Source organism: Undibacterium sp. GW821-FHT11B02, from assembly GCF_058808955.1.
Window position 1 is genome coordinate 222645 of record NZ_JBXASD010000003.1, and the last position, 17213, is coordinate 239857.

15 protein-coding genes are annotated in these 17213 nt (G+C 49.5%); 3 read left to right on the forward strand and 12 right to left on the reverse strand.

All coding sequences use genetic code 11. From position 1 onward, the window contains the following. Positions 1-36: 36 nt before the first annotated feature. The 3 genes from AC1RVX_RS07205 to AC1RVX_RS07215 form a co-directional block, all read right to left on the reverse strand. Positions 37-2157, reverse strand: a complete 2121-nt coding sequence (locus AC1RVX_RS07205; protein ID WP_493215885.1) for a hypothetical protein — start codon at positions 2155-2157, stop codon at positions 37-39. Between the two features lie 33 nt (positions 2158-2190). Then, positions 2191-3708, reverse strand: coding sequence for a hypothetical protein (locus tag AC1RVX_RS07210; RefSeq protein ID WP_493215886.1), 1518 nt, complete (start codon positions 3706-3708; stop codon positions 2191-2193). Between the two features lie 532 nt (positions 3709-4240). Further along, positions 4241-4558 carry a hypothetical protein gene (locus tag AC1RVX_RS07215; RefSeq protein WP_493216241.1) on the reverse strand — a complete coding sequence of 106 codons (318 nt, stop codon included), beginning with the start codon at positions 4556-4558 and terminating at the stop codon, positions 4241-4243. Between AC1RVX_RS07215 and AC1RVX_RS07220 the strand changes: the two genes are divergently transcribed. Continuing rightward, entirely contained in the window at positions 4490-4891 is a 402-nt protein-coding gene (locus AC1RVX_RS07220) for an Imm44 family immunity protein (protein WP_493216233.1), read from the forward strand. The genes AC1RVX_RS07215 and AC1RVX_RS07220 overlap by 69 nt on opposite strands. 63 nt (positions 4892-4954) lie before the next feature. Beyond that, the gene (locus AC1RVX_RS07225) at positions 4955-5137 is read left to right on the forward strand and encodes a hypothetical protein (protein WP_493215887.1); all 183 of its coding nucleotides are present in this window, start codon (positions 4955-4957) and stop codon (positions 5135-5137) included. Positions 5138-5183: 46 nt separating this feature from the next. On the opposite strand, the gene AC1RVX_RS07230 is transcribed toward AC1RVX_RS07225, so the two are convergent. The 7 genes from AC1RVX_RS07230 to AC1RVX_RS07260 all read right to left on the reverse strand — a co-directional run bounded on the left by AC1RVX_RS07230 (position 5184) and on the right by AC1RVX_RS07260 (position 14046). Continuing rightward, positions 5184-5399, reverse strand: coding sequence for a VF530 family protein (locus tag AC1RVX_RS07230; RefSeq protein WP_493215888.1), 216 nt, complete (start codon positions 5397-5399; stop codon positions 5184-5186). A gap of 136 nt (positions 5400-5535) precedes the next feature. Continuing rightward, complete coding sequence (locus tag AC1RVX_RS07235) at positions 5536-6507, reverse strand: Gfo/Idh/MocA family oxidoreductase (protein ID WP_493215889.1); 972 nt, start codon at positions 6505-6507, stop codon at positions 5536-5538. Positions 6508-6668: 161 nt separating this feature from the next. Next, positions 6669-9128, reverse strand: a complete 2460-nt coding sequence (locus tag AC1RVX_RS07240) for a TOMM precursor leader peptide-binding protein (RefSeq protein ID WP_493215890.1) — start codon at positions 9126-9128, stop codon at positions 6669-6671. Positions 9129-10288: 1160 nt separating this feature from the next. Further along, on the reverse strand, positions 10289-11371 hold the full coding sequence (locus tag AC1RVX_RS07245; protein WP_493215891.1) for a heme-binding protein: 1083 nt from the start codon (positions 11369-11371) through the stop codon (positions 10289-10291). A gap of 749 nt (positions 11372-12120) precedes the next feature. After that, positions 12121-12264, reverse strand: coding sequence for a hypothetical protein (locus tag AC1RVX_RS07250; RefSeq protein WP_493215892.1), 144 nt, complete (start codon positions 12262-12264; stop codon positions 12121-12123). A 440-nt stretch (positions 12265-12704) separates the two neighbouring features. Continuing rightward, positions 12705-13250 carry an ester cyclase gene (locus AC1RVX_RS07255; protein WP_493215893.1) on the reverse strand — a complete coding sequence of 182 codons (546 nt, stop codon included), beginning with the start codon at positions 13248-13250 and terminating at the stop codon, positions 12705-12707. Positions 13251-13344: 94 nt separating this feature from the next. Then, positions 13345-14046 carry an NADPH-dependent F420 reductase gene (locus AC1RVX_RS07260; protein ID WP_493216234.1) on the reverse strand — a complete coding sequence of 234 codons (702 nt, stop codon included), beginning with the start codon at positions 14044-14046 and terminating at the stop codon, positions 13345-13347. A 26-nt stretch (positions 14047-14072) separates the two neighbouring features. Between AC1RVX_RS07260 and AC1RVX_RS07265 the strand changes: the two genes are divergently transcribed. Continuing rightward, on the forward strand, positions 14073-14966 hold the full coding sequence (locus AC1RVX_RS07265) for a LysR family transcriptional regulator (RefSeq protein WP_493215894.1): 894 nt from the start codon (positions 14073-14075) through the stop codon (positions 14964-14966). A 78-nt stretch (positions 14967-15044) separates the two neighbouring features. On the opposite strand, the gene AC1RVX_RS07270 is transcribed toward AC1RVX_RS07265, so the two are convergent. Then, positions 15045-15359, reverse strand: a complete 315-nt coding sequence (locus AC1RVX_RS07270) for a chaperone modulator CbpM (protein ID WP_493215895.1) — start codon at positions 15357-15359, stop codon at positions 15045-15047. A 183-nt stretch (positions 15360-15542) separates the two neighbouring features. Beyond that, positions 15543-17213, reverse strand: coding sequence for a phosphoglucomutase (alpha-D-glucose-1,6-bisphosphate-dependent) (gene pgm, locus AC1RVX_RS07275; protein WP_493215896.1), 1671 nt, complete (start codon positions 17211-17213; stop codon positions 15543-15545).

Consider the following 17213-nt stretch of genomic DNA (forward strand, 5'->3'; position numbering starts at 1 on the left):
AACACCGATGCAAGTATGGCGGCAACGAACCCTGCCTTATTTCGGCGTCTTGTTGGCAAACCACTTCAGGATAATTTGTGTGCGCTGTATCGATAAATCCCGGATTACCGGCATATGCAAGGCGTCATCCATTGGTTTTGCAAGCACCACGCTGATGGGTTCGGCATATTGAACCACGGTCGCATAGTCGTCCAGCTTAAAGCGGCCCATGATAGGATACAGCTTGGCATACTGCGGCAAAATATATTGGATGCAATTATCCCAGGTCGGATTTTCTGGGAAGGTCTGCTGGCTAAACAGCAGGATACTGATCAAATCGTCCGGATGCTGGGTAAAGCTTTTTGCGATAGTTTGATCGGCAAAATTGTAGCGCACAAAGTAAATTTGCCCATCAACGTTTTGACTGGCGCGCGGAAAGCCAGGGTCCGTACCAACGATTTTCAATTCGGCCATGCCTTGCGCATTGGTCAATAAAGGTGCAGTGCTGAAGGACAAGGCATTTTGCGGTACCGCGATATTTTTCAATCCCGAAGTACCGCCAGTACCCATGGTATTGCTGGTGTAGGCCACCGATTCGTCCGGCGACATCAGCGTTGCCTGGATGCCGATATTGGCCGCAGGTTGACCAAACTTAGTGGCATATAAGCGAACCAGCGCCGTTGCACTGTCAGGTCCGGATGTAGTACCAGGATTCATCCTGAAGACAAACTGATCGGCCCGCAGATTATAGCCATTGATATTTTCTGCCAGCCAGATAATTGGCGCAGATGCTTTCTTGCCGATCAGACCCAGGGGCATCGTCAGCACCTTCTGCTCTGCCTGTTGCACAGTCAAGCCAGTTGGCAGCAAGGCAGGATCGACTTTCACCGTCAATATGCCACCACTGACTGTCATCAATTCCCCCATCTGGACCGGGTCGTTTGGTAAAGCGGCGATGGTAACTGCATTGTTCAAGCTAATGCCTGTCCCTTGGCTTTGATCAAAATAGACCAAAAACAACGCGCCCAGCGCACCCAACGCGACCCCGAAACCCTGCGCCGGATCGTTATAGCCGGGCTTGTCGGTGGTGAGTGAATTGCCCAGATTCACGGTGATCAATACCTCGTTGCTATCATTGCTATTGCTAAGCACCTGCGTGCAGAACGGAGCAAAATTGCACGGGGCCTGACCAACGGGCACCTGAACCGGTGCCATCATGCGTGATGGCGTGTAAAACACAGGGGTCGCCGTAGCCTGTGGCCCTATCGTGCCAGTTAGCAAGCCAGTTGGAAACTTGGTATTGATGTTCGGCGGTGGCACTGGCGATGGTGGCGGTGCCAGCGTGGTCGCCAGGATAGTGGCGCGATAGGTATCGGCGTCCGCTTGCCCTAACAAAATAGTGAGGCGATTATTCACATACGATTCAGTCGGAACCTGACCCAGGTTGGCAGGCACGCCCTTACTATCGAGATTCATGAAATATCGGGTCATGGGCAGTAATTTGGCAGTGATATTGGCGGGCACGCCTTTTTTCTCCAATGCCTGCAGAGTGTCTTTATTGAACAGATAGATCACGGGCGCATTATTGTGCGCATTCACCACAAAGTTTACGCTCAATTGTTGTGGCGATTGTTGCTGGAGCAGAGTTAGGAATTTAGATTGCGGTGTCTTCGTAGTCGCCCAGCTCAAGTTGGTCAGGCTGGATTGATATACCCCACAACCGCTGCCCGAGCTTCGTGGGCCGTTGATTGCCTGGGCCCAAACCGCGTTATACGAGCCAGCGACATAATCACCGCGAACAAAATCGCTGATCGATGCCGGGTTGGCGGTCGTACCCGCCACTTGCAGGCTCAGTCCCCATATTTCGCTGGTATTTTGCTGATCCGGGTCGAGGTCAACCAGTTTCGGTGCGGCCATCGTATACGCGGCATTAACTGGTTGCCCAATCACCGGGTCAACGGCAGGGTCGGTGGTTTCATCACCGGGACCATAAACAACCTTGGTGACCAGACAGTTCTGAAAATCAAAAATACCGGTGCCGTTCGGATTCCAGTAAAGCTGCAGCTTTGCTACGTCGTTATTCGCATCGGTATAATTGTCCGGTGTATTGTTCACCGTGCTTGGATCAGCCAGAAAGCCACCGCTAAAGTGCAATCTTGGATAGGTCAAATAGCTCATGCCAATTCCTCTCAATATTGTTGAATACGATTTTTATTTTGTAGGGCCACCGTTGGCGGCGCACATAGGGTTGCTGGGTAATACACCTGTGCTGCAACCTTTGGTTTTCAGATTCAATAAATTAAAAATATGGGAAAGCCCGGCTGGCGGTAACTGAACTTTTACTGCCTGATCCAGTGATTGGTCTTTATTCTTGCCATCCAAATTATGGCAACTAAAGCAGTTGTAGGGATTTTGAATATTGGAGACGCCATTTTGCACATAGGTTTCCATGCTGTTGTTTGCCCCCGACAGCGACCCGACCTGCACCTGCACCGAGGGCGGTAAGGTCCCCTTGGCTGTCCATACATTGCCGACCAGTGAATAATTAGCCCACAATTTATTTGCATCGCCCGCAGGCAATGCGTTCAGCATTGTCTTCACAGATAAATCCAATGCCTGCAAATTGGCAGTGGTGGGTTGTATGACAAACTTTTGGGTATCCGGGTCACAAATATAGCCAGGCGGCGGGGTGGAGCCACAAGTCAAATTATTGGGCATGGTACCCAGCGTCGGGTCGCCCCAGGGGTGCATGGTGCACACCTGGGTGGCTTTGCCTTCGGCAAAATGATTGGTGGTGCAGCTGCCGGCGCAACTGGGATTATAAAAAGTCCAGCTGCCGCCCAGAGGGGGTGGAGCCGAGGTATTGGAACAGTACGGCGCGTTATTGCGGTGTTCAAAGGTACCCCAGATAAACTCCGGTTGGGATGGCGTCTTGCTCACGATGTGCATGCCTACCAGCCCCAGATCCACATTCTCCATACAAGTTTTTCCGGGTGCCTGAACCGAGCCTTTAGTGGTAAAGAAGGTGTTGCCTGCCAGTTCGTCGGGCGTCAAAATCTTCCATGCAGTTTTCAATTCCATCGAGCCGCTAGGAAACGCCAAATTCGGGTACAAGTTTGGAATATCCACCACCTTGTAACCAACCGGATCTACCAGATCGGGCGCAAGGCTTAAACTACACTGCGCCTCTTGCAAGCCGCAACCAGTGATGAAGTCATACGCTGGCTTATTGACCGATACACCATAAAATACCCGGTTCAGCGATTTGTCGATCAATGGTTGCCCAACTCCCGCCTGCAGGGTCAGATTGGAAAAAACATAGTTCTGTTTTAAGTTCTGTTTTAAGGTGGACGGCCCTTTGCAATACGTCGGCTTGGGTGTTTTTCCCCATGGGGTCGGGGTCTTGCCCGGATCAACAAAAATGCCGTAACTAGGCATAAAGGTTTCAAATTGCCGAACCTTGCTGCCCGCTGCTACCGGCTGCACCAGATACAGCATGGTCTGCCACATATACTGCTGAAAACTGCAGTTATCAGTATTCTGCACGTCACCCGGCAAAGACGGGTTGCTGACCCATGTGGAACTGGCGTTGCAGACTGCGGGATTAGCTGGCGAGTATTGTTGTGCTTGCGAAATTGAGGGAAACGCAGCAATGATGCCGATGGCAGCAATTGCAATAACAGCAGCCGCACGTATTGAGAAACGGCGCTGCGGGATGATTTTTTTCATAAACATTCCTTTCTTAAAGAAGCTTATTGGTACTTCTGACGCAGGACGACCGTCTGTATAACTAAAACCTATTTCATCAACAGGGATTAATGCGGGCAAGGCGAGCAAAACGAACAAGCATTGGACATGACCCCTCAAAGTTAATACGGAGAGGCGAATGCCAACAAAACGATACTCAACTGGACTCAACAACCAAGCCAATGGATTAACAAATTATTATGCAAAATACACCATTATTTATATTTAATCAATTGATTTTTTAAAAACAATTTTTAAGGCGCGACTTGCATACCTGCTTACATGGCGGGGTAATGAAATCATTGAGGTTTACTGCATGCGAACATTTATTTATTCAGGAATGCCTGATCTGAAGACTAGCTGCCCAGCTTGAGATGAGGTCTAATGGTTATTTCTTTAGACGAATTGTTGTCTGATTGAATGAGAATATTTAAAAACGGTAATGTCGAATCATTCGACGGTGTAGAGTTGACGGTGTACCATCATTTGTCGCAATTGAAGTTCGACATTGAGCTCACGTTACGAGGTGTTCGCGGCGATTTGAAAGTGCACAAAAATGGCGGTCAAGTGCGGTTTTGTCGAAATGATATATTGCAATGGCAAAAATCAAACCCTCAGTCGTGCTTTGGCGGGCGTCACTTGATGGAATTTTTGATTTAGCCAAACTGTGGCGGACTATTAAAAACTCTGATGATGACGGTGAAGGATCCGGCAGATGGGCGCGAGTCTTGTAAGAAACGATTTTATTTCGATTGGAGCCCAGATGGGAGGGCCAGAGCCTTGCCTCGTCGGCCATCTCAAGGTTCACCTTTACCATGCGTTTGAGAAACACTTAACCTCTACGCATTGCGCGGCAATAGACCAGTACGCAATCATACTTCGCGTTGACGGGTCGTTAGCTAAGTTTGGTGTGGAGGGTATCACTCGCCTACGGTTCGAACGGGCACGGCGCTACATCAAGGTCGAAATTCAAATTCCTGAGGCTGTGTGGCAGCCAATGAACAAAGCTCAAACGAAGAAGTATCTTGCCGATCGGGTCAGAGCCGCAATTACGATGTGCGTCCGAAAACTCCTTAAAGAAAAATCTGTCGTCGCAGAGGAGCGCCTGTACACGCAAGTTGATGTCGCGATTAGCGAGTATCTCGCCGCACCAAATGACGGTTAGTACCATAGCGCCAAAATGATCAATGGTTTGTGGAGACACTCTTCCAGGTTTGATATCCGCCGCATGGCAGGTAATCCGGATTTTTCTGGCACCGTGCCAGACGATGTCAATGACCTCATTGCGCATGGCAAAATTGTCGCTGCAATCAAGTCATTGAAGGTGGCCAATCCTAAAGTAGAAATTCAAGAATTGCGTTGCTATACAAGGTACTTGCAGAATAGGTATCACCTGAAGAAAAGCGGCTGACCGAGCAGCATTTCTGGCCCCGCCGAGATTCAAGTGTGTTTTTATCTTAAGGCATATCCAAAAACAACTCCTCCACCCTCGCCCGTGCCCACGGGGTTTTGCGCAGAAACTTCAGGCTGGATTTGATGCTGGGGTCGCTGTTGAAGCAGTTGATGTCGATTAGCTGGCCCATTTTCTCCCAGCCGTAATGGGCGACGAGTTGTTCCAGGATTTTTTCGAGCGTCATGCCGTTCAGGGTGCGGGGCGGGTGTTGTTCGTTCATTGCTTTATTCCTTGATGACACCGGATGATAGCAGGCCAGGGCTTGATACGCACCATTACACCACCATGCCCCGCTTTCATGCCATGCCGACATCACCGCACCTGGCGACACGGCCATGTCTGCCACATCTGCCGGCTCAAGCTGCCCCCTTCCCCATCGCTGGTTGCAGCGCATGCAACACGTGTTCCCATACACTTGCCAGCGCCAGCAGGTATTCTGGCTGCTGATGTGCTGGCTGTGCCTGCCCGTGGATTGCGGCCACCATTTGCTTAATCACTGTGCGATTGGCCAGGTCGCGCTGCTGCTGTAGTGCATTGGAGTCGATTTGATTCATGTCAACGGGCAGGTAATTACGCCACTGCGGTATGGGCATGGATACAGGCGATGGAAACCACATTACCGGCCCGTTACTTTCTGCCAGCAACAGATTGCCATGAGCGAAAGTGGCGCTGCAGCGGTGATTGAGCAAGGTGGCTGTGCCATCATCGGCGGCGGAAGCAAAGTTTTGGCACAGCAAGGAAATATGTAGTGTGGGGCTGACCAGCAGCAGGCTGGCAAACATGGGAGGACTATCGCCCGTTGTATGTGGCGGTATGACCTGTATATCTGCCAGCGAGCCAAGGGCCCGGCCCACTAAATCGAGACCGGAATATAAGGTCCTCAGGTTGACTGCCAGATCAAAATGCAAGGGTGGTCCCATTTGCTTTGCAACGGCCAGCCCCTGATAGAAAGCTTGGGGTGCCAGCAGATCGGGAAAATGGGCATTGACTTGAAATATGCGTCCATGCATTTGCGCAACTGCAAGCGCCTTGTTCATTTGCTCGGTGTCTATGGGATGCTCACAAATCACATGGATGCCTTTGGCCAACAGCGCCAAGCTTAACTGGTTACCGACTTCTCCGGGCACGGCGACACAGGCAATATCGATACTACCATCCGGAATACTGGCCACGTCCGTATAGTGCGGGACTTGTGTCTGCTGGGCGTAAGCAAGTGAGCGTGCGCTGCCGGTGGATAGTATGCCTGCCAGCCGGACGCTGTCCTGGCTTGTCGCAAGGGCGCGGATATAGGTCGCGCCGTAGTTGCTGCCACATACCAATACTCTCATGCAAATTCTCCTTTATGGGACTTACGCAAAACCGCCCCAACTGCGTTGTAGCTCCTAGCCGTACTAAAGTACTGTCTTCGTCGCTACGCCTTGTTGGGACAATTTTGCATAAGTCCTACGTTAAATTTTTCTGCCCGATTTAATTTCTGCTCAGTTTCTCTTCAAGCAATCGGATGCGGGTTGTTGTTGACGATACGGCCTTTGAGCAATTTGCGTAATCTGGGATTATCGATGCGTTTAAACTGTTCTCCAAAATGGATGGGCTGCATATGGATCCCCACTGCACGCGCTACCCGGAATGGGCTCAGGGCGACGTCCGGGGCGGTGACATCGACGATCGCCACATCCACATTCGCGGCCAACAGGCGCTGACGCAGGTCTTCTGCATTCTGTACGTCTGGATAAGGCCAGCGGCTGGCATCCATGGCCATGCTGGCTGGCTGGCGCATGAAATCGAAGGCCCCCAGTTTATTGCTGGAAAAGTAGTAAGCGGCATGGTCTTCCAGCGTTTGTACTTCGTGCACTTGGTGGGGAATTTTGTGCCCGCTTCGCATCAAGTGACACAGGTAAGGCATCACGTGGCCTTGTTCCAGCAAGGCCTTGCGCATTGCCACCTGGATGTCGCCGTGGGTAGCCAGTGCGACTGATACTGCAGGCGTGTTGATGCCATCGCCCAGCCCCAGGCAAACCACGGTGGGCACGTGTATGCCGACATCCAGCAGATATAATTCCAGTTGTAGGCCGTGACCGGTAAGATCATCGATCATCAGGCGCATTTTTCCGTGATACTGGCTATCGAGGCTCAGGCGTTGGCAAGGTAATTGGGCATACCAGGTCAGCATCATGGCGTCACGTTCTATCAATTCATATGTAGCGCGAATGGCCGCATCATCGTTGCTTTGTCCGGCAGCCAGGCCGTTGGATGACACCTGGCTGAACTGTTCTTCAAAAGGCGAACTAAAGTTGAAATAACTGATCAACGCGGGTACCCACACCGGTTTTTGTAAACCCAGCCAATGTCCTTTTGCCCAGTGAATTTTTTGCTTGGCACGCCAGGGTGAAAACGGGAAATTGGGTGTACTGTATTGACGCTTCGAGTACAGTACCAATTTTTCCGGATCAACATAGTCACCACTTAATTCATTTAAATTGGCGTATTTGAAATCACGCATGTTGTAGCGTGCGGCGGAATAGCGCTCTATCGCTTCGCCAATGGCGCTGATGTGAGCAGAAATTTCATCCAGGCCCTTGCCTGAGCCGACCTGTCCCATACTGCGCGGGTCGAATTTACCGGCAGAAAAAGTCGCCATGCCAGCCGATGCAGTGACAGGAAAATCAGGCAGGTGCAATGCATGACCACTCAGTTGCCGGATAATACCTGTGACAGGATCAATCCAGCCTGCCAGTAATTTTTTTAGCTGTTCAACTGTGGTGACATGATTCAATGGATTGCTGCCAGTCTGTTCATACGCCGCCACCGCGCTCATGGCACCAAATTGCGATAGTTGGCCAAGGCTTGTTGCAGGGATGCGTGGTTGATCCTGATGCTGATGTCCGCAAATTTCACACCATGGCATAGGAATTATTTTGTGTTGTTCGCTTTCGCCTGTGACCAGGTTTTGCACCCTTACCTGACCGTCTAAACTAGAAGTGGTATAGCGCAGCAATAATTTAAGGACTTCCATCGACATTTGCTGCCCGACCATCACCGCCATGGGGCTCAATAAGGTGCGGGCGCGGCTAGTTTGCTGACTATCGGTCGCCACTTTATCCAGTTCGTGGGCCATGGAAGGCTGGTGCGCCGTACCCAGGCGGCGCAAGCGCAGGCAGTTCCAGCAACTGGTCTGATTGGGGATTACCCATGGGCCTATCCAGGATTCAAGACCATCCAGACAACCAAACAAGGCTTGATAGCCGCCTGCGTCGATATATTCTGATGCCTTGTGCAACCAGAATTGCGCTTCTTTACTCAGGCTGACAATCACCAGATTCCATTCGTACTCGGCAGATATGGTCAACTGCTTTTGTTCATCAAGGGCAAGGCGACCTGTGGTGACCGTGCACCACGGAGCTTGTTGCGCCAACACGGTCTGCAATACGTCAGCCCGCGCCTGTCCAATATTTTCTTGTCCAAATGGCCGATGACAGAGTACATCGTCTTTGGTCAGTAATTCGTTATCAAGCAGATGCAAATGACCGATGCCGGCGTTAGCCAGTTCGTCTATCATCTTGACTGACCAGGGTTCCAGGCCGATCACCAGGAGCCTGGCTTGGCTGAGATCATCTGTCGTCCTTTTATCTGGATGCTGCCAGGCTTTGAGAAAACGTTCGTGCGGAGACCAAGGCGGCATGAACTGATTGCTCTCATCGATTTCTTCCAATAATCCATGCTTCTTGAGCAAGTCGAGTACCGCAACGATACTTGCATCTGCATAGCCAGGAAGTTGGGCGCAAAGTTCAGTTTGACTATATTGTCCCTGTAACAGCGGGCAAATATTGTTCACAAAATCGCGGACATCCTTACCATGCAATTGAAAATCGCCCAGATCAGATTGCAATAGTACGCCTTGTGCATTAGGCGTGATCGTGGCAGCGGGAGATAATTGAAGTTTCTTCATCATGGGATGTCACTCAGTAATCTATACGGTTATACCGAAAACCAAAATTTAAAAGTGCGGATAGTGGTCTACGCTTGCCACTATCCGCGCCTTCTACTACTTCAAGACAAAGTATGCATTACTTTGTCCATTTCACCTGCCACAACTAGCTGCTACTGGTCGCACTGAGCACACAAAAAGTGACCGGGCCACCAGGCTGGCAGCAATAGCACTGCGGGCTTGGATGGCAAACTGCGCATACCACATTAGCGGTCTGGCACTGTGCGGTTGGCTGGCAGCAGAAGCATTGCGCCGTTGGATAACCCGTGGAACATGGTGAGCAAGGTGTGCATGGCGTACACAATGCAACTGGCTGACTAACTGAACACAATGCATTGGACGGCTGACATTGCGCTACTGGCTGGCAGCAGAAGCATTGTGCTGTAGGAGGATAACCCGTGGCGCATGGCGTGCAAGGTGTACATGGGGTACACAAGGCAACCGGCTGACAAACTGCACAGACCACATTGGCGGTCTGGCATTGCGTGGTTGGCTGGCAGCAGAAGCATTGCTGGGTATGCTGACAAACGGCGCATACCACGTTCGAGGTTTGATATTGCGCCGTTGGCTGGCAGGCAGTGCATTGATAGCATTGTGCACAAGGGCTACATTGCACGCACAAAGCACAAGGGGTACAAGCCGTACACAGTGTACAAGGAACACAGTGCACACACTGTGCGCAGAATGCTACAGGCTGACAGACGGCACAAACGACATTGGCCGTCTGTGCTTGTGGTGCAGGTTGGCACGCTACGCAAAAATTGACGATGCACGGTACGCAATAGTAGCAATGCAGGCAATGCGCACAGAGTGTGATACATGGTACGCAATGCAGGACGCAAGGCGTACATTGCAGGCAGGTGTCGCATTTAAATACGGGAGCACTATTGCTAAGGGTTTCTTCCAGCGCCTTGACTTTTGATGTCAATTCAGTGAGTTGCAATTGAAGCTCTTGGATGTTATCGCTCATGATTTCTCTTTCCTTAGATATTGGCGTGAGCCAATGGATTTTGATAAGACAATCTGTGCCACGAATGGCAGGAGATACCGATCAACGCCAGGAGCGTTACAGTGAACAACCTGGCCCCGCTCCATCGACGCTTTTGCTACTACAACAAAATCAACTATCTGACTTTGCTCAGGGTGTTGGCAGTGATGTGCGGGAACACATAAGACTTGCCATCAACCAGGTGCAGCCGCAGACTGATGTTCTGCGAGTACTGCAACATCAACTGTCCGTTGGACAATTCTTCCAGCCATACGGTGTGCGTGAACTGTGTCACGTTGTTGTGCTCTTTAATGAAAGGATTGTTGGTAATGCCACCGTTATTATTGGTATCCACATTGAGCTTGTGGGTACGCAACACAGAGATGCCTTGCTGGGATAGTGCCGTTAGCGCATCTTGCAAAACGATATTGGGATTGATGTTGGGATTGCTTGGAATGTCGGTGCCATATGGTGCATTGAAAGCAACTGGTGCATCAATCGGCAACGTGTTGACGTTGGGAATATCAGGCGCGCCATGAATGACCGTTACATCACCCATCGCCAGGATGGAATTTCCATGCGGTACAGAAACCTGTTTAATGATTTGTCGTGCAGGATTTTGTGGTGGAATGGGATTCGGCGCAGGTGGACTGGGGATGTACGGTTGAGTATCGAGCGGCCCCTGCCCTTGTGGGCCCGTAATCAAATTAAGCCAGGCACCGTTTTCTGCATGCACCAGCGTATTCGCCTGCACCCCGTCAGAGAAAAACACCCGCTGCTCATAGAATAAGGTGTAGCTGTCTTGCTCATCAACGCCGCCACGATTGGCAACCTTTCCCTGCAGGGCACTAAACGTCATCACTTCATAGTAAAAAACATTCTTCAGGATAAAACCATTCGGCGCTGTTGCCTGCGGCAAGGGCATCACGTTAAAACCATTAGTTTTCGGGCTGACCCAGGTACCAATCAGCCCAGCCAGCGGACCAAGATTTTTCAGCATTGTGGGATTGTGGTCGCCGCCGCCAGGGGCCAGCAAAGGGATGTTGTAGTCGGGAACAAAAGGTGAGACCGGGGCACAGGCGCTGCATTTACTCACAGGACAATGACACTGCTGGACAGCGTGACCGACCGGACAGCTTGAAGCTTGCAAGCGATCAATAGAAGAACTTAATTGCGCTATATCAACTCGCAATTGCTCTGTTTCTTTTTCAGGTTTCATGTCGTTCTGACTCCTTCTAGGTGTGGAATAAACTACGAGAAACAGCAGGGAATGCATCTATTACGACTTTTTGAAAATGGATATCGTTGCTATCGCAACTCACCAAATCAAAACGCATTAATGGTGATGCTTAAAAATTGCATTTCTTCATGCAAATATTTTTCAATGCAATTGGACAAGTAGATTTTTTCGTATAGAAACATCTATCTTGTTATTGAAATTCTGTAGCAGAGCCATACAAGCAAGCCTTAATACAGCCTGCAATCTAAAGACAAGCAGATGGCTCCCCGAGCCAAAAGCTTGCTGCAAACTTGCTGTAAAAAATGCAGCAGAATGAAGACGTGTTGATATTTCTCTTCAGCAAGCAAACGTGTTCCTGATCTCCCTTAGTTAGAATTTTTATATTCTTATTTGATAATAATATTATTCAAAAGATAATATGGCAATGTTATTTAATAATTAAAACTACGTGCTGCTTACCGTAATGCCTGAACGCACTATTTCCAAGGAGATACAGCGGCACAAGCCATACGGCATCCCAGCATGCAACGCCTATGATTCAGGTTCGGTCAGGTTCGGAAAATGTTGTCGTCTATCCGCATGCTGATTTACTAAACCAGACCGGGCAACAATGCCTTGTTTAAAACCAGAGGACTGCATGACAAATTTGAAGATGCCCATATCGGAGAAATAGCGGCATACAGTGGCCATATGGCTGCTGGGTAGCGTTGCGGAAATCGCCGATGGTTCTACCGCACCATGTCGGGTATGGCGCTGTTGGCTTTGGGCATTGCACTGCTGATCAGTGATTCTGCGCGGGCAGTGAATGTCGCGGCCAATACAAGACTTACGTCAAGCGCATGGAAATAAAAGGGATTCTGAGTTGCTGACATAGGTAATCATCCAGCCAGCTCGGGCATGTCGATGTCATGTCCCGTAATGTAGAGACTTTAAAACTGCTTTGGGTTTACCACATTTCTGAAATATTTCACTTTTTTTTGCACAAGCCCAAATACTGAAGGGCAATTGAAACCTTCTCTTTGCAATACTGTAAGAGTACAGCTGCAATTTCACTTTTTACGCCAGCCACCCATAAAACAATTTATATACATTTTATCGATAAAATGTATATAATTGATCTGATTATCTAATTTTGTGTGCTTGAGCAGAATAAGGTCTGCTCTGTAAGGTGTCAGGTATTCCCTTCTCCAAGGTGTTCGCCCACAACTGGTAACGGTTGTGGGCTTTTTTTTGGATAGCTTATTGAATATCAAAAAAGTGCTGGCAAACTCAGATCGATTTAAGCGTTTTCGTTTGCAAGAAAATTCCTGATTTACTTTGGAACAGCACCAATCTGTCGCAACAAATCAAGCAGATCCGGCTGACCGCGTTCTTCAACAATCTGCCCATCAGAGAAGCGATAGATATTCAGCGCCTGTACAGCAATCTTCTTGCCTGTGGCTGGCACCCCCAAAAAAGTCCCCTGGTGTGTACCACGCATGGTAAAGCGAGCAACAATTTTATCGCCTTCAGCGATGGTTTCCTCCAGTGTCCATTGAATATCAGGAAAACCAGAACGCATCATCTGAATGATTTCCAAATACCCTGCAGGACCGCTCACAGGATCAGCACGGCCAGGTACATAAAATATTGCTTTAGGCGAAACCAGTTCAGATGCCAATTTCACATCTGCAGTATTAATAAATTGCACAAAGCGCGGCATGAACAAGCGATGTGCCTGGACTTCTGCAATGGCATAAGTATTTTTGCCTGCCTGCTGAGCAGGTTTTTTTGTTGTCGTGGTGCTTTCTGCTGCCAGTGCTATCAGTGGCACAGCAAAAACCATGAGCATTGCGGATTTAATACGGGAAGTAATCATCTTTGACCTCGTTTTATAGAAAAAGAAATTGGGGCGTGGCAGTATCGGCCTTGACCGCTCTACAACACCCTATGTAGAAAATGTTCTGGCTCAATCAAACCTTGATCCACGCTGGTGCCGCCACAGGCCCCCAGCCAAGGAAATACCCGAAATGAATATTCATTTCTCCAATCGGTTCAATAAACCGGCTGTTACTCAAAGGCCCGGCATCAATGGGGTCAAAACCTACCTTCTTAATCAACTGTGATACTTCATTTTTGGCTGTGGCATCGTCACTCGCCACAAGAACTTGCAACACATTTTGCTTGCGCGCTTCGGCAGGCAGCAATTGTGCAAAAATCGTGTTGAATGCTTTTACGATCTTTGCCTTGGGTGCCAGCAACTGGATTTCTTCCGCCGCAGATGTCGTGTGACCAATCACCAGGCTTTTGAAGTCAGCGCTGATAGGATTGGTCATATCGACAATCACTTTTCCGGACAGCTCACCTGCAACCTGCAGCACTTCTGCCACTGCCCCAAAAGGCAAGGCCAAAAACACGATATCAGCCAGCTTGCACGCCGCTTCGATGCCACCACCCTGCACATGGCCGCCCAATGTGGCAGCCAATGCAGCTGCTTTGGCGGGTTCACGATGGCCGACGATCACTTCAAAATTTGCCCCGGAAAACAGGCCGGCAAGACCGGCCCCCATGTTTCCAGTACCAATAACAGCGATTTTCATTTTGATTTCACCAAAAGTTTTTACAGAGAGCTCACTATAAAATGAAAATATTTCGTGATAAATGACTATAATAATTCATCACTACAAACAAAATGTTTATAATGGACAGACTTACCAGCATGCACATCTTCGTCAAAGCCATCGAGCTGGGATCTTTTTCGGCCGCAGCTGATGAACTCAGCATGTCGCCACAATTAGTCGGTAAAAACGTGATGGTGCTGGAACAAAGCCTGGGGGTCCGATTACTGAACCGTACGACCAGACGTCACAGCCTGACTGAAATCGGAAAGCTGTTCTATGAGCGGGCCAAAATTATCCTGGCTGAAGTTGAGGCGGCAGAATCTCTTGTCGCGGAAACACGTGCAGTGCCGCGCGGGCGTATCCGCATCAACGCACCAGTCACTTTTGGCATTCATGCCCTGGCACCAAAACTTTCAGAGTATCTGAAGCAATACCCTGAAATCTCAGTCGAGCTCACTTTGGCCAATCGAATGGTTGATCTCATTGATGAAGGTTACGATGCCATTTTTCGTGTGGGTGAATTATCAGACAGTGGCCTGATGGCCAGATCACTAGCGCCCTATCGTTTGCTGGTATGTGCCGCGCCCTCTTACCTTGCCTCTTGCCCGCCGCTCAAAACACCGATGGACCTTCAGAAGCATGAATGCCTGGTATTTTCACATACCACTCTACGGACACATTGGGTATTTGATGGCGCGGATGGCCGTATTTCAGTACCCATATCGGGACGACTGATGGTAGACAGTGGCGAAGCATTGCTGGCTGCTGCAGTTTCCGGTTTTGGGATCATGCTGCAGCCAATTGAACTGGTCAAGGCCGAGCTTGATGCAGGTCGCCTGGTCCCCGTTCTACAGGATTACCAAGTACCCACCCGCCCCTTACACATTGTCTATGCACCAGACCGGCGAATGACTCCCAAGCTCAGAAGTTTCCTGGATTTCGCAGTGGCCACTTTTGGGTCACAACTTATTTAACGCCTTCCTGTGCGAGGGCTATATCGCCAAGTACCATCAGCCCTGCTCCAGTATGACTGCAGTGCAGAGACTCAACATCTACTTGAATTGAGCGCGGAGCAGTTTCAATTCACTCTGTAAATCACCTATGCGTTGCATGAGTGTCAGCGCCAATATCATGCCATGGCTATCCAGTTCAAAGTCGTCGCGCAATCTGCGGGCACTGCTGGCGGTGACAATGGAATGCAAAGGAAATATCTTTGTCGTCGCGTCGTCATCAATTGGCGTGAGAAGACCACTCTCAACCAAATCATCGATTTCCCCTTCGGACAATCCTGATACGTCGCACAGGTAAGTAATGGAACAGGCATTTTGATCATTGAGCAAAGTCCATTCGGCAATGTGAATGTTCATTTGGCCTCCATATTAAAGTTGGAGCGTGGCTGGAATGTGGAAATACTTGATAGGGGAACCCTGTCTTTAATTTATCAAACGTCAATCACGTATGATATTTTGACGCACACCAATAGATACACATTTTTCAAGCAAGTCAGCAGAAAGCGGATGCAAAGCATAGGGATTAACTGCGGTCATAAACTAATCTTCCTTATCAGCAGATGAAATCGCGGTATCGACAATGGCCTGCGCTTCGCGAAGAATCTGCTGAAGATGGGCCTCACCAACAAAGCTTTCGGCATATATTTTGTAAGTTTCTTCCGTGCCGGATGGCCGTGCAGCAAACCAGGCATGGGCAGTCATTATCTTGATGCCACCAATAGCAGCTTCATTGCCGGGCGCGTGACCAAGTATTTGTTCTATCTTGTCGCCCCCCAGGTTGCTGACGCTGATTTGCTTTGCAGACAATGCCGCAAGTTTTTGTTTTTGTGCGCTTGTTGCAGGGGCATCTATCCTTTCAAAAAAGATTTCCCCTAGCTCACTCGTGAGCTTGCGATACAAAACGCCAGGGTCATGGCCAGTCTTTGCCGTCATTTCTGCTGCCAGCAAGGCGCTGGAAATACCATCTTTATCTGTCGTCCACACAGAACCATCCATACGCAAAAAACTTGCGCCTGCACTTTCTTCCCCACAAAAACCCAGCTCGCCGTTCTGCAAGCCATCGACGAACCATTTGAAACCCACGGGCACTTCATACAGATTGCGCTTATATTTTTTAGCCAGACTATCTATCATCTGTGTGCTGACGACTGTTTTGCCAATTCCAACAGAGCTGGCCCAATGAGACCTATTCGTATAAAGGTAATCAATGGCAACCGACAGATAATGGTTGGGGGGCATCAAGCCTGCAGACTTGCTGACAATGCCGTGTCTGTCGTGGTCGGTATCGCAGGCAAAGGCTATATCAAACTTGTCCTGCATGCTGATAAGACCCTGCATCGCATGTGGTGAAGAAGGGTCCATGCGGATCTGTCCATCCCAATCGAGTGGCATAAAAGCAAAGCGCGGATCTATCACGTCATTGACCACCGTCAGGTTTAACTGGTAACGGTCAGCGATGGATGCCCAGTAATGGACACCGGCACCACCCAGAGGATCTACACCGATGTGTATCTGCCCATCACGAATGGCATTCATATTAATGACGCTGCCTATCTCGCCCACATAAAAATCCATGAAGTTGTAACGATGCGTCGTCTTTGCCTGCATTGCCTTGCTGCTGGTGACGCGACGCACACCAGCCAGATCAGCATCAAGATATTGATTCGCTGCGTTTTCTATCCATTCGGTAATTTTCTGGCTGGCCGGGCCACCGTTTGGTGGATTGTATTTAAACCCGCCATCGCGAGGCGGATTGTGTGAAGGCGTAAGAACGATACCGTCTGCCTGCCCGGTATGACGGTCCCGGTCCTTGTTATAACTTAATATGGCCAGCGAAATTGCCGGTGTTGGTGTGTATTCATCATTGCTGGCAAGCATGACCTCTACACGATTGGCTGCCAGTACTTCCATTGCACTGGCACACGCCGGTTCGGATAAAGCGTGCGTATCCGTACCCAGAAAAAGTGGGCCATGGATATCATGCAAGCTGCGAAAATCACAAATTGCCTGCGTGATTGCCAGTACGTGGGCTTCGTTAAATGAACTGTCGTAGGCTGATCCACGATGCCCAGACGTACCAAACTTCACTCTTTGTTCTGGAATTGACGGGTCTGGCTTTAACGCGAAATAGGCCGTGATTAATTTCGGGACATTGATGAGTGAGGATATCGGCGCTAACTTGCCTGCCATAGGATGAATATAGGCTGTCAT